The following is a 13557-nucleotide window of genomic DNA, read 5'->3' as shown; positions in this document are numbered from 1 at the left end:
TCAGCGGACGGCGTCGCCGATGTGGTGGACGCGGACGAGGTTGGTGGAGCCGGGGACGCCGGGCGGGGAGCCGGCGGTGATGACGACGGTGTCGCCGGGGGCGCAGCGGCCGATGCGGAGGAGTTCTTCGTCGACCTGGGCGACCATGGCGTCGGTGGAGTCGACGTGGGGGCCGAGGAAGGTTTCGACGCCCCAGGTGAGGTTGAGCTGGGAGCGGGTGGCGGGGTCGGGGGTGAAGGCGAGGAGGGGGATGGGTGAGCGGTAGCGGGAGAGCCGGCGGACGGTGTCTCCGCTCTGGGTGAAGGCGACGAGGAATTTGGCGCCGAGGAAGTCGCCCATTTCGGCGGCGGCTCGGGCGACGGCGCCGCCTTGGGTGCGGGGCTTGTTGCGGTCGGTGAGTGGGGGGAGGCCCTTGGCGAGGATGTCCTCTTCGGCGGCTTCGACGATGCGGGACATGGTGCGGACGGTTTCGATGGGGTATTTGCCGACGCTGGTTTCGCCCGAAAGCATGACGGCGTCGGTGCCGTCGATGATGGCGTTGGCGACGTCGGAGGCTTCGGCGCGGGTGGGGCGGGAGTTGTCGATCATCGAGTCGAGCATCTGGGTGGCGACGATGACGGGTTTGGCGTTGCGCTTGGCGAGTTTGACGGCGCGCTTTTGGACGATGGGCACTTGTTCCAGGGGCATTTCGACGCCGAGGTCGCCGCGGGCGACCATGATGCCGTCGAAGGCGGCGACGATTTCGTCGATGTTGTCGACGGCCTGAGGCTTTTCGATCTTGGCGATGACGGGGAGGCGACGGCCTTCTTCGTCCATGATGCGGTGGACGTCTTCGATGTCGCGGCCGTTGCGGACGAAGGAGAGGGCGATGACGTCGGCGCCGGTGCGGAGGGCCCAGCGGAGGTCGTCGATGTCCTTGTCGGAGAGGGCGGGGACGGAGACTGCGACGCCGGGGAGGTTGAGGCCTTTGTGGTCGGAGACCATGCCGCCTTCGATGACGGTGGTGTGGACGCGGGGGCCGTCGATGGCGGTGACTTCGAGGGTGACGCGGCCGTCGTCGACGAGGATGCGTTCGCCGGTGGTGACGTCGGCGGCGAGGCCCTTGTAGGTGGTGCCGCAGGTGTGGCGGTCGCCTTCGGTGTCTTCGACGGTGATGGTGAATTCGTCGCCGCGTTCAAGGAGTACGGGGCCTTCGAGGAAGCGGCCGAGGCGGATCTTCGGGCCTTGAAGGTCGGCGAGGACGCCGACGCTGCGGCCGGCTTCGTCGGATGCTTTGCGTACGCGCTGGTAGCGCTCCTCGTGTTCGGCGTAGGTGCCGTGGCTGAGGTTGAGGCGGGCGATGTCCATTCCGGCTTCGACCAGGGCTTTGATCTGGTCGTATGAGTCGGTGGCGGGGCCCAGGGTACATACGATTTTCGCTCGGCGCATGAGCCGAGCGTATGCCCTACCGGGGGGTAGGAAATGGGGTGCGGGTGTCCGCCCAACAACCTTTGGGCGAAAGCTTGTTGACAATTGTTGAATGGGCGCGGGGGTGCTCTGATGAGCACCCCCGGGGGTGGGTTCGGGTGGGGTTTTTCAGAGCTGTGGCGGGGTCATGGTGAAGCGTGCGTTGACCTGGGCGTAGACGGTCTGGCGCTGGGGTTCGAGGTCGAGGGGTGGGGCGGCTGCTTCTTCGGCGGCGGCGAAGGCCATGGTGCGCATGCCGGCGCCGCCGGGTCGGGGCGGGTAGGGGGTTGCGTCCTCGGCTCCGAGGTCGGCGAGTTCGACGAGGGCGGCGAGGCGGGCGCCGAGGGCTTCGGCGTATTCGCGGGCGCGTTGGACGGCTTCGAGGACGGCTTGGCGGCGGGCCTGGCCGTGGGCCGGGGAGTCGGGGCGGAGTGCCCACCAGGGGCCGTCGACGCGGGTGAGTTCGAGGTCGGCGAGCCGGGTGGTGAGTTCGCCGAGGGTGGTGAAGTCGTTGAGTTCGGCGGTGATGTGGACGCGGCCGTGGTAGGCGCGGATGCGTTCGCCGCGGCCGTGGCGGGTGAGTTCGGGGGTGATGGAGAAGGCGCCGGTTTCGACTTTTTCGACGGGGTCGCCGTAGCTCTTGATGAGTTCGAGGACGGTGTTGTTGCGTCGGGTGAGGTCTTCGAGGGCGGTGCGCCGGTCGGTGCCGCGGGCGCTGACGGTGATGCCGATGCGGGCGATTTCGGGGTCGACTTCGAGGCGTGCTTCTCCCCGTACGGCGACGCGGGGCACTTCGGGGGTTCCGTAGGGCTGGGGTGCCGTGTCCAGAGTCATGAAGGTCACTCTCGCACCGTCGCCCGTTCGGGGGCAGAATCTACGCGCGTTGTTCACGCCTCACTGACGACGCCTCACTGATGAGCCTCAAAGGGGAGATGGCATGGCGTTCGACCGTAGGACGTTTCTGGGCACTTCGGCCGCTACCGGTGCGGCCGTGGCGCTGGCGGGGGCCACGGGCTCCCCGGCTGCCGCCGTGGAGTCGCAGCGGGCCGCGAAGCCGCGGACGTACGCGTTCACCGTGATGGGGACGACCGATCTGCACGGGAATGTCTTCAACTGGGACTATTTCACGGACAAGGAGTTCGACGACAAGGCGCACAACGACGTCGGTCTGGCGAAGATCTCCACGCTGGTGGAGCGGGTGCGTGCGGAGAAGGGCCGGGGCAACACCCTGCTGATCGATGCGGGTGACACGATCCAGGGCACGCAGCTGTCGTACTACTACGCGAAGGTGGATCCGATCACGGCCCGGCGCGGGCCGGTGCATCCGATGGCGCAGGCGATGAACGCGATCGGGTACGACGCGGCGGCGCTGGGGAACCACGAGTTCAACTACGGCATACCGGTGCTGCGGAAGTTCGAGGAGCAGTGTGACTTCCCGCTGCTGGGTGCGAACGCGCTGGACGCGAAGTCGCTGCTGCCGGCGTTCCCGCCGTACAGCATGCACCGGCTGCGGACGCCGTGTGGTCGGGACGTGAAGGTGGCGGTGCTGGGTCTGACGAACCCGGGCATCGCGATCTGGGACAAGCAGAACGTCCAGGGGAAGATGACGTTCCCGGGTCTGGAGGAGCAGGCGGCGAAGTACGTGCCGCGGCTGCGGTCGATGGGTGCGGACGTGGTGATCGTCTCGGCGCACTCGGGGTCGAGTGGTACGTCCTCGTACGGGGATCAGCTGCCGTACATCGAGAACGCGGCGGGTCTGGTGGCGGAGCAGGTGCCGGGGATCGACGCGATCCTGGTGGGGCACGCGCACACGGAGATCCCGGAGTACCGGGTGAAGAACAAGGCGACCGGCAAGGACGTGGTGCTGTCGGAGCCGCTGAAGTGGGGGCAGCGGCTGACGCTGTTCGACTTCGGGCTGACCTGGGAGCGGGGCCGTTGGACGGTGTCGTCGGTGTCGGCGAAGGTGCTGAACTCGAACGAGGTGGAGGAGGACCCGAAGATCACCCGGCTGCTGGGTGACGAGCACCGCAAGGTGGTCGCGTATGTGAACCAGGTCATCGGCACCTCGACGCAGGCGATGTCCTCGGTGGAGGGTCCGGTGAAGGACGTGCCGATCATCGATCTGATCAACCATGTGCAGGCGGACACGGTGAGGGGGGCGCTGGCGGGTACGGAGTGGGCGGCGCTGCCGGTGTTGTCGCAGGCTTCGTGTTTCTCGCGGTCGGCGGTGATCCCGGCCGGTCAGGTGACGATCCGGGATGCTGCGGGTCTGTATCCGTTCGAGAACACCCTGGAGGCACGACTCCTGACGGGTGCGCAGCTCAAGGACTATCTGGAGTACTCGGCGAAGTACTACGTGCGGACCGCGCCGGGTGATGTGGTGGATCCGGCGAAGCTGACGAACGCGGAGGGCACGCCGGATTACAACTACGACGCCCTGTACGGGTTGTCGTACGAGATCGACATCGCGCAGCCGGCGGGTTCGCGGATCGTGGGGCTGTCGTTCCAGGGGAAGCCGGTGGATCCGGCGGCGCAGTTCGTGCTGGCGGTGAACAACTACCGGGCTGCGGGTGGCGGCAACTTCCCGCACGTGCCCGGTGCCCGGCAGCTGTGGGCGAACTCGGATGAGATCCGCAACACGATCATTTCGTGGGTGAAGGCGAAGGGGACGGTGGACCCGGCGCAGTTCGCTTCGGTGGACTGGCGGCTGACGCGGGCGGGTGTGCCTGTGTTCGTGTAGCCATCAGGGTTGTTCGACCAGCGGGAGCAGGTCGCCCGGGATGTGGGGGCGGGTGTGTTCCCGCTGGTCGAGCCCGAAGGTGGTGAAGGCGGTGCGGGCCGGCTGGGGGTAGGGGTTCTTGCCGGTGAGGGTGTTGAGGATGGTGGCGGCGCGCCAGGCGGCGAGGCCGAGGTCGGGGGCGCCGACGCCGTGGGTGTGGCGTTCGCCGTTCTGGACGAAGACGGATCCGGTGATGGCGGGGTCGAGGACCATGCGGTGGTGTTCGTCGATGCGGGGGCGGCCGGCGGAGTCCTTGCGGAGGTAGGGGCCCAGGCCGGCGAGGAGTGCGTCGAGGGGGCGTTCCTTGTAGCCGGTGGCGAGGACGACGGCGTCGGTGGTGAGGCGGGAGCGGGTGCCTTGCTGGGTGTGTTCGAGGTGGAGTTCGACTTTGGTGGTGGCGAGGCGGCCGGCGGTGCGGACGGTGACTCCGGGGGTGAGGACGGTGTCGGGCCAGCCGCCGTGGAGGGTGCGCCGGTAGAGCTCGTCGTGGATGGCGGCGATGGTGGTGGCGTCGATGCCCTTGTGGAGCTGCCATTGGGCGGGGACGAGGTGGTCGCGGACGGGTTCGGGCAGGGCGTGGAAGAAGCGGGTGTAGTCGGGGGTGAAGTGTTCCAGGCCGAGCTTGGAGTACTCCATGGGGGCGAAGGCGGGGGTTCTGGCGAGCCAGTGGAGGCGTTCGCGGCCGGTGGGGCGGGCGCGGAGGAGGTCGAGGAAGATTTCGGCGCCCGACTGGCCGGAGCCGATGACGGTGACGTGTTCGGCGGCGAGGATGCGCGCGCGGTTGTCGAGGTAGTCGGCGGAGTGGATGACGGGAACGGTGGGGGCGTCGGCGAGGGGGCGGAGGGGTTCGGGGATGTTGGGGGCGGTGCCGATGCCGAGCGCGAGGTGGCGGGTGTGGGTGCGGCCGAGGGCTTCGGCTTCGCCGTCGGCGTCGAGTTGGGTGTAGTCGATTTCGAAGAGGTCGCGTTCGGGGTTCCAGCGGACGGCGTCGACCTGGTGGCCGAAGTGGAGTCCGGGGAGGCGGCCGGCGACCCAGCGGCAGTAGGCGTCGTATTCGGCGCGGTGGATGTGGAACCGCTCGGCGAAGTAGAAGGGGAAGAGGCGTTCCTTGTGCTTGAGGTAGTTGAGGAACGTCCAGGGGCTGGTGGGGTCGGCGAGGGTGACGAGGTCGGCGAGGAAGGGGACTTGGAGGGTGGCGCCGTCGAGGAGCAGGCCGGGGTGCCAGTGGAAGTCGCGGGCCTGGTCGTAGAAGGCGGTGGCGAGGCCGCCGGGGGTGCCGTCGGCCAGGGCGGCCAGGGCGAGGTTGCAGGGGCCGATGCCGATTCCGACGAGGTCGTGGGGTGCATCGAGCTGGGCGGTCATCGGTGGGTGCTGCCTTCCAGGAGGGTCACGAGGGCGTGGAGGTCTGCCTGCGTGGTGTGGGGGTTGAGCAGGGTGGCCTTGAGCCAGAGGCGCCCGGCCGCGGTGGCGCGGCCGAGGACGGCGTGGCCGCCGTGCAGGAGGGTGCGGCGGAGGGCGGCGAGGTCTTCGTCGGTGGTGCCGGTGGGGCGGAAGAGGACTGTGCTGAGGGTGGGCGCAGCGTGGAGTTCGAAGCGGGGGTGGGCTTCGAGGAGTGTGGCGAGCCGGTGGGCGGCTTCGAGGGTTCGGTCGAGGAGCTGGGTGAGGCCGTCGCGGCCGAGGGCGCGGAAGGTGGCGGCGATCTTCAGGGCGTCGGCGCGGCGGGTGGTGCGGAGGGAACGGCCGAGGAGGTCGGGGAGGCCGGCTTCGGTGTCGTCGGCGGGGTTGAGGTAGTCGGCCTGGTGGCCGAGGGGGGTGAGGAGGGCGGCGTCGGGGACGGCGAGGAGGCCGGCGGCGACGGGTTGCCAGCCGAGTTTGTGCAGGTCGAGGGTGAGGGAGCGGGCACGTTCGAGGCCGGTGAGGAGGGCTCGGTGGCGGGGGTTGCCGCTGAGGGCGAGGAGTCCGCCGTATGCGGCGTCGACGTGGAGGTCGGCGTGGTGCCTGTCGCAGGTGTCGGCGAGGGCGGGGAGCGGGTCGATGAGTCCGGCGTCGGTGGTGCCGGCGGTGGCCGTGACGAGGACGGGCCCGGTGAGGCTGCTGAGGGCTTCGTCGAGGGCGGCGGGGTCGAGGATGCCGCCCGGGGTGGGCAGGGCGATGGCCGGGGGGAGGCCGAGGAGCCAGGCCGCGCGGGGGATGGAGTGGTGGGCGTTGGCGCCGTGGAGGACCTGTACGGGTCGGGTGTGGCGTTCGCGGGCGAGGAGGACGGCGACCTGGTTGGACTCGGTGCCGCCGGTGGTGACGACGGCGTCGGCGCCCGCGCGCCCGGGGTAGAGGCCGGCGGCGAGGGCGCGGGTGAGGTGGGCTTCGAGCGCCGATGCGGCGGGGGCCTGGTCCCAGGAGTCGAGGGACGGGTTGAGGGCGGAGGCGGCCAGGTCGGCGGCGGTGGCGAGGGCCAGCGGCGGGGTGTGCAGGTGGGCGGCGCAGCGGGGGTCGGCGGGGTCGGCGGCGCCTTCCGCGAGGAGGCGGACCAGGGTGGTCAGGGCTTCCGTGGGGCCGGTGCCCTGTTCCGGCAGTACGCCGGGGTCGTTCAGCGCGGCCCGCACTCGGGCGGTGACTGCTTCGGGGCCGCCGGAGGGCAGGGGGCCGCGGCGGGCGGCTGCGCCTTGCTGCAGGGCGGCGAGGACGGTGTCGAGGAGGGGGCGCAGGGCGGTGGCGCCGTCGGCTCCGCCGGCGAGGGGCGGGAGGGCGGTGCCGGTGCCCTTACCGGGGGCGGGGTCGGTGCCGGGGGCGGGCTGCGCGGGCATGGGGTCCTCGGGTGCTGGCCGGGTGGCCGGTGCGCCACCCGGCCAGCCCAACGAGCGGACCCCGCCTGCGGTAACCCCCGCTTCGGGCCGGAGCGCGCCGCGCCTCGCCGTGGCATGGCTCCGCCCGACCCCGTTCGGGTCGGCGCCTCGCCCCTTGAGCGGGGCGAGGCCCCGACCCCCATGAGCGGGGCGAAGCCCCGAGCCCCCTGAACGAAGCCGGCCCCGAACCCAGCGGGGCTCCGGCTCCCCCGCTGCGCGGCACCCTCTCCCCCACCCCGCCCTCCCCCAGACTTCGTCCGGGGGGACCCCCATCCCGAAACCGGGGCTGCGCCCCGGCCCCCGTCCGGGCTCCGCCCCGACCCCACTGTGGGGCTGGGCCCCGCGGCCCGTGAGCCGGAGCTGCGCCCCGGGTCCCGTGAGCCGGGGCCGGCCCCGGGCCCCGTGAGCGGGGCTTCGGGTTGGGCGGGGTACGGACGTTGCGCGGCGGTGTCCCGGTGTGCCCACCCTCCCCCAAGCTCTCGACTCCGCTCGAGCAGGGGGCACCCCCATCGCCCTGCGGGACGCCTGCCCACACCGCGGTAGCGCGCCTGCCCCCACTCACGCGGGGTACCGGAGGGGGACGGGGGTGGAGGCTGGGGGTGTCCGGGACACTCAAGCGTGATTTGTGGCGCGCCCCCGCTCAGCAGCCGGATCCCGCTCAGCGCGCCGTAAATCATGCCGTCCCGGACACCCCCAGCCGGAGCCCCCGGCCCCCGCACCCGAAGCCCCGCCCTGGCCCGGGCCCCGGCCCCGCCCGGCAGCCCGACGTGCCGGACCCGAAGCCGACCTCACCCCGGGCCGGTCTCGGCCCGGCAGCATGACGTCCCGGACCCGAAGCCACCCCGGACCCGCCGGGTCACGCCTCGCGGACGCGGATCGCGCGGGCCAGGTCGTCGAGCTGGTCGACGAGTTTGCGGCGGAGGAGGGGGATGAGGTCGTCCGACTTGAGGCAGGCCCGGCCGGCCTGGAGGTTGTCCTCGTCGACGGCGTGAGCCGGGAACGCGTAGCGGCCGGCCGCTTCGGCGATGGCCGGGCCGCGGCGGGCCGCGACGGCGACGGCGTCCTCGTAGAAGCGGGTGACGTAGCCCCGGACCAGTTCGGCCTGTTCAGGCTGCCAGAAGCCCTGGGCGGTGGCGGAGAAGAGGTAGTTGGAGAGGGTCTCGTCGTGGAACATGCGCTGCCAGGCGGTGGCCTTGGCCTCCGGGTCGGGCAGGGCGGCCCGGCAGCGGGCGGCGCCTTCCTGGCCGCTGGCGCTGGGGTCGGCGGCGAGTTCCGCGGCGATCTCGGGGTCGCCGACCGCGCCGAGGACGGCGAGGCGGGCGAGGATGCGCCAGCGCAGTTCGGGGTCGAGTTCGGGGCCGCCGGTGACGGTGCCGTCGGCGAGCCAGGCGGCGATGGTGTCGGGCTGGGTGGCGCTGTCGATGTAGGTGCGTACGGCGGCCAGGCGCATGCCGGGGTCGGAGCCGTCCTCGGTGCGGCGGATCAGGGCGCGGGTCACCGAGGTGATGAGGGTGAGGGCGGCGGCGCGGTCCCCGGCCGGGACGTAGCGGTCGGCGATCTGGTTGCGGGCGAAGCCGAGGACGCCCTGCACGATGGCGAGGTCGGTCTCCTCGGGGAGGTGCACGTGGGCGGTCTCCAGGTAGGAGGCGGGGTCGAGTTCGCCGTCGCGGACCATGTCGCGGAGGGCGTTCCAGACGACGGCCCGGGTGAGCGGGGAGGGGATGCTGGAGAGGCCTCGGATCGCCGCTTCCCCGGAGGTCTCGTCGAGGCGGACCTTGGCGTAGCTGATGTCGCCGTCGTTGAGGAGGAGGAGGGCGGGACGCGGTCCGGTGACGGAGACGACCTCGTCGGAGGGGATGTCGAGGGGAAGGTGTTCGCGGAGTTCGAGGGTGCCGTCGGCCGCGCGGTCGTAGAGGCCGGCCACGATGTGGTGAGGGCGGCTGCCGGTGCGGTCGACGGTGAGGGTCCAGCCGCCGGGGCTCTCCTGGACGGCGGGCCTGAGGGTGTCGATGCCGGTGGTGCGCAGCCAGGTGTCGGCCCAGGCGTGGACGTCGCGGTCGGTGTGGGCGGCGAGGGAGTCGACGAAGTCGGCGAGGGAGGCGTTGGCGAACTTGTGGCGGGCGAAGTGGGTGTTGATGCCGGCCAGGAAGTCGGTCTCGCCGAGCCAGGCGACGAGCTGACGGAGGGCGGAGGCGCCCTTGGCGTAGGAGATGCCGTCGAAGTTGAGGAGGGCCGAGGCGGTGTCGGGGACGCCGTCGGGGTCCGGGGCGACGGGGTGGGTGGAGGGGCGCTGGTCCGCGTCGTAGCCCCAGGCCTTGCGGGCGACGGCGAACTCGGTCCAGGTGTCGGTGAAGCGGGTGGCTTCGGCGGCGGTCTGGTAGCCCATGTATTCGGCGAAGGACTCGTTCAGCCAGATGTCGTCCCACCAGCGGAGGGTGACGAGGTCGCCGAACCACATGTGGGCCATCTCGTGGGAGATGACCATGGCGCGGGTCTGGCGTTCGGTGTCGGTGACGGCGGAGCGGTAGATGAACTCGTCGCGGAAGGTGACCAGGCCGGGGTTCTCCATGGCGCCGGCGTTGAATTCGGGGACGAACGCCTGGTCGTAGGAGTCAAAGGGGTACGGCTCGGTGAACTTCTCCTGGTAGCGGTCGAAGCACTGCCGGGTGACGGTGAGGATCTCGTCGGCGTCGGCGTCCATGTGGGGTGCGAGGGACTGCCGGCAGTGGATGCCGAAGGGGAGGCCGGCGTGTTCGGTGGTCACCGAGTGCCAGGGGCCTGCGGCGACGGCGGCGAGGTAGGTGGAGATGACGGGGGTGGCGGCGGTCTGCCAGATGCCGGCGCCGTCGGTGTCGCGGGTGCCGGTGCGTTCGGCGATGCCGTTGGCGAGGACGGTCCAGTCGGCGGGTGCGGTGACGGTGAACTCGAAGACGGCCTTGAGGTCGGGCTGGTCGAAGGCCGCGAAGACGCGCTGGACGTCGTCCATGAACATCTGGGTGTAGACGTACGTCCGGCCGTCGGCGGGGTCGGTGAAGCGGTGCATGCCCTCGCCGGTGCGGGAGTAGCGCATCCGGGTGTCGACGCGGAGCTCGTGGCTGCCCTCGGTGAGGCCGGTGAGGGGGAGCCGGTTGTCGGTGAGCGCGGCCGGGTCGACGGGGTGGCCGTCGAGGGTGGCGGAGCGCAGATCCTCGGGTTTCAGTTCGACGAAGGTGTCACCCGCTGTGCGTGTGGTGAAGCGGATGAGGGTGGTGGAGTCGAAGGTGTCGTCGCCGCCGGTGAGGTCGAGTGTGACCGTGTAGCGGTGGACGTCGAGGAGGCGGGCGCGGGTCTGCGCTTCGTCGCGCGTCAGTACGGGCATGGGGCCATGCTGCCTCACCTGGCGGTTTTGCCCCAGGGGCTGCCGGGGAATTGCGCGGCGGGGTCAGCCGGGGAAGCGGGCGGCGGGGTCAGCCGGCGAAGCGGGCGGCGGCGTCAGCCGGGGAAGCGCCCGGCGGGGTCAGTCTTCGGCCGCGGCGATGGTCTCGTGGTGGCGGATGACCTCGGCGATGATGAAATTGAGGAGCTTCTCGGCGAAGGCCGGGTCGAGCTTGGCGTTCTCGGCGAGCTGGCGGAGGCGGGCGATCTGGCGGGACTCGCGGCCGGGGTCTGCGGGGGGCAGCTGGTGGCGGGCCTTGAGGTGACCGACCTGCTGGGTGCACTTGAAGCGTTCGGCGAGCATGTAGACGACGGCCGCGTCGATGTTGTCGATGCTGTCGCGGAGGCGGGTGAGCTCGGCGGCGACCGCCTGGGCGGTGGGGTCCTCGGCGGTGAGGGCTTCGGCGATCACGTCGTCGGCGGGGGCGTTCCCGGGGACGTTCTCGTCGATGTCGCTGGCGTTCATGGTCATTGAGCTTACGTGGCGGGGTGGGAGGTTTCCTCGGGGCGACCGGTCTGTGAGACGACGTTCCGGGCGATTTCCGGTCCTGGTGGGGCGGGGGGCGGCGGCTTCGGGTGCGGGGGCGATGGCTGCCGGGCCGGGCCCCGGTTCAGGTCGGCTTCGGGTCCGGCACGTCGGGCTGCCGGGCGCGCCGGAGCCCGGGGCAGGGCCGGCTTCGGGTGCGGGGGCCGGGGGCTCCGGCTGGGGGTGTCCGGGACGGCATGATTTACGGCGCGCTGAGCGGGGTTTGGCTGCTGGGCGGGGGGCGCGCCACACATCACGCTTGAGTGTCCCGGACACCCCCAGCCTCCACCCCCGTCCCCCTCCCGCTACACCGCCCGTGAGTGGGGGCAGGCGCGCTACCTCGGTGTGGGCAGGCGTTCCGCAGGGCGATGGGGGTCCTCCCCCGGACGGAGTCTGGGGGGCACCGGGGTGCAGGGTGCAGCCCCGTACGGGACGTGGGCCGCGCGTCCGTACGGGGCTGCGCCTGTGGCCCCGCTACAGGGTCGCGGCCGCGTTCTTGATGGCCGTGGCGAAGGTCGAGACCTCGGTGTAGACGCCCGGGTAGTCCGGGCGGGCGCAGCCGATGCCCCAGCTGACGATGCCGACCTGGATCCAGGCGCCGGCGCTGTCGCGGCGGAACATCGGGCCGCCGGAGTCGCCCTGGCAGGTGTCGACGCCGCCGACGTTGAGGCGGCCGGCGCAGATCTCCTCGCCGGGGATGATGTCGCCGCCGTAGGCGGCCTGGCAGTCGGCGTCGGAGACGAAGGGCACGGTGGCCTTCATCAGGTAGCGCTGCTGGGCGCCGCCTTCGCGGGTGGCTCCCCAGCCGGCGACGGTGAAGGTGCCGTTGTTGTACTGCGTGTTCTCGGCGATCTTGAGGGTGGGCAGGTTGATGGGCTGGGCGAGCTTGATCAGGGCCCAGTCCTTGCCGGAGCCGTTGTAGCCGGGGGCGCGGTAGATCTTGGTGGAGCGGACCTTGATGGCGCTCGAGCTGTTGAGGTCGACCACGCCGGCGGTGGCGGTGATCGAGGTGTTGTTGCCGGAGGCGCCGACGCAGTGGGCGGCGGTGAGCACGACCTGCGGGGTGAGCAGGGAGCCGCCGCAGCCCATGGAGAGGCGGACCATCCAGGGGAATTCGCCCTGGGCGGCGCGGGTGCCGCCGACGACGGGTGCGGGGGCGGCGTTCGCGGTCGGGGCGGAGAGGGTCTGCAGGCTGGCGGCGGCCAGGACGACGGCGCCGGCGGCTGCGGTGCGCTTCAGGGCGCGCTTGAGGTGCGACTTCACGGACACGGTGAACACGCTGCCTTTCGTGGGGGGTTGGGCGGTGCGCGTCATCGGGTGAATGACCTGTCCATGTCACAACAGTGCGTGCCGGGGGAACAAGACCTCGTTTTCGGCCAATCCGGTGGAAGGTTTCCGGGATGGTGGACGCCGTGGCGCAGAATCACGGCTTTCCGTATCCGGTCCTTTCTTTCCGCACCCCCACGCGGACAGCGACCGCGGATGCCCGTGCGGCGGCCGCTTACGCCTCGCAGCCGCAGACGCAGCCGCAGCCGCAGCCGCAGCCGTGGACGTCGTCGCCTCCGTGGCCGGCCGCATGGCTGTTACATGACTAATCGAAGTATTCCTGAGTGAAATATTTGCCGCCGGGCGCTTCCGGTCGGCGGGAGGGCGTGGGAGGGTCGGCGCCGACGCCTCACCGCAGGGGGTTCCTCCGTGCTTGAGCAGGTTTCGGGTCCGGTTCCGCTGTCGTTGCTGGAGAAGGCCGCGAGGGTGCTGGGCGCCTTCGAGCGGGCCGAGCCGCGGCTCTCGCTGACCGAGGTGGTGCGCCGTTCGGGCATTCCGCGCTCGTCCGCGCACCGGATCCTGGACCAGCTGGTACGGCTGCGCTGGCTGGAGCGGGAGGGCCGGGACTACCGCCTGGGTCTGCGGATGCTGGAGCTGGGCGCGCTCGCCTCGCACCACAACCGGCTGCGCCGGGCCGCGCTGCCGCTGCTGGGGGCGCTGCACGAGCGGACCGGGCGGCCGGTGCAGCTGTCGGTGCTGGACGGGCCGGAGGTGGTGTGTCTGGAACGTGTGGGCGCGGCGGGAGGCGGGACGCCGCGGGTGGGCGGGCGGCTGCCGGCGTACCGGACGGCTGCCGGGCGGGCGATCCTGGCCTTCGGCGAACCGGGGACGGTGGAGCAGGTCCTGAGGCAGGCGCGGCCCGGCCCGTGCGGCCTGCGTGCCGAGCTGGCGGCCGCGCGGCGGTGCGGAGTGGCCTATGAACGGGGCGGCGGGCCGGAGGGCGTGGCGGCGCCGGTGCGCGGGGCGGAGCGGGCCGTCGCGGCGGTCTCGCTGTGGACGCGTCGCGGCGAACGGGAACACGAACCGGTGCGGCTGGCCCCGGTGGTGGGGTGGTGCGCGAGGGCGGTGTGGCGGGAGCTGTACGGGGTCACGGCGGGGGCTGCCGGGGCGACGGGGGTCGGGCCCGGCGAGAACATGTTGGACTGGCTTCGGTTCAACGAAGGGCTGTAGTGGGTAGGAAACCCGTGTCGCACGAGTCACGGTCCGGGCCCGACCTCCCCGCCAGG

At 71.7% G+C, this 13557-nt stretch carries 9 protein-coding genes; 2 read left to right on the top strand and 7 right to left on the bottom strand.

What is annotated here, in order from left to right; genetic code table 11:
• Positions 1-1428: a pyruvate kinase gene (pyk, locus tag ACGFQ9_RS26375; protein WP_393577037.1), complete on the bottom strand. Its 1428-nt coding sequence runs from the start codon at positions 1426-1428 to the stop codon at positions 1-3.
• 147 nt (positions 1429-1575) lie between these two features.
• Positions 1576-2280 carry an SIMPL domain-containing protein gene (locus ACGFQ9_RS26370; protein WP_393577035.1) on the bottom strand — a complete coding sequence of 235 codons (705 nt, stop codon included), beginning with the start codon at positions 2278-2280 and terminating at the stop codon, positions 1576-1578.
• 103 nt (positions 2281-2383) lie between these two features.
• On the opposite strand from ACGFQ9_RS26370, the gene ACGFQ9_RS26365 reads away from it, so the two are divergent.
• Complete coding sequence (locus ACGFQ9_RS26365; protein WP_393577033.1) at positions 2384-4186, top strand: bifunctional metallophosphatase/5'-nucleotidase; 1803 nt, start codon at positions 2384-2386, stop codon at positions 4184-4186.
• A 3-nt stretch (positions 4187-4189) separates the two neighbouring features.
• Here ACGFQ9_RS26365 and ACGFQ9_RS26360 read toward each other — a convergent pair whose 3' ends face one another.
• From ACGFQ9_RS26360 to ACGFQ9_RS26340, 5 genes are all read right to left on the bottom strand, one after another.
• Positions 4190-5587 carry a lysine N(6)-hydroxylase/L-ornithine N(5)-oxygenase family protein gene (locus ACGFQ9_RS26360; RefSeq protein ID WP_393577031.1) on the bottom strand — a complete coding sequence of 466 codons (1398 nt, stop codon included), beginning with the start codon at positions 5585-5587 and terminating at the stop codon, positions 4190-4192.
• A complete protein-coding gene (locus tag ACGFQ9_RS26355; RefSeq protein ID WP_393577029.1) occupies positions 5584-7026 on the bottom strand; it encodes a pyridoxal phosphate-dependent decarboxylase family protein in 1443 nt (480 codons plus the stop codon). Before ACGFQ9_RS26355 ends, ACGFQ9_RS26360 begins: the two co-directional genes overlap by 4 nt.
• An 895-nt stretch (positions 7027-7921) precedes the next feature.
• On the bottom strand, positions 7922-10423 hold the full coding sequence (gene pepN, locus ACGFQ9_RS26350) for an aminopeptidase N (protein ID WP_393577028.1): 2502 nt from the start codon (positions 10421-10423) through the stop codon (positions 7922-7924).
• 138 nt (positions 10424-10561) lie between these two features.
• A complete protein-coding gene (locus ACGFQ9_RS26345) occupies positions 10562-10945 on the bottom strand; it encodes a chorismate mutase (protein WP_393577027.1) in 384 nt (127 codons plus the stop codon).
• Positions 10946-11479: 534 nt separating this feature from the next.
• Positions 11480-12319 carry a serine protease gene (locus ACGFQ9_RS26340; RefSeq protein WP_393577026.1) on the bottom strand — a complete coding sequence of 280 codons (840 nt, stop codon included), beginning with the start codon at positions 12317-12319 and terminating at the stop codon, positions 11480-11482.
• A 381-nt stretch (positions 12320-12700) separates the two neighbouring features.
• Between ACGFQ9_RS26340 and ACGFQ9_RS26335 the strand changes: the two genes are divergently transcribed.
• Entirely contained in the window at positions 12701-13501 is an 801-nt protein-coding gene (locus ACGFQ9_RS26335) for an IclR family transcriptional regulator (RefSeq protein WP_393577024.1), read from the top strand.
• Positions 13502-13557 lie beyond the last annotated feature (56 nt).

The organism is Streptomyces sp. NPDC048603, from assembly GCF_043199475.1.
GTDB lineage: Bacteria > Actinomycetota > Actinomycetes > Streptomycetales > Streptomycetaceae > Streptomyces.
Note: the sequence above shows the minus strand (reverse complement) of the source record. Positions and strands in the feature narration are given on the sequence as shown.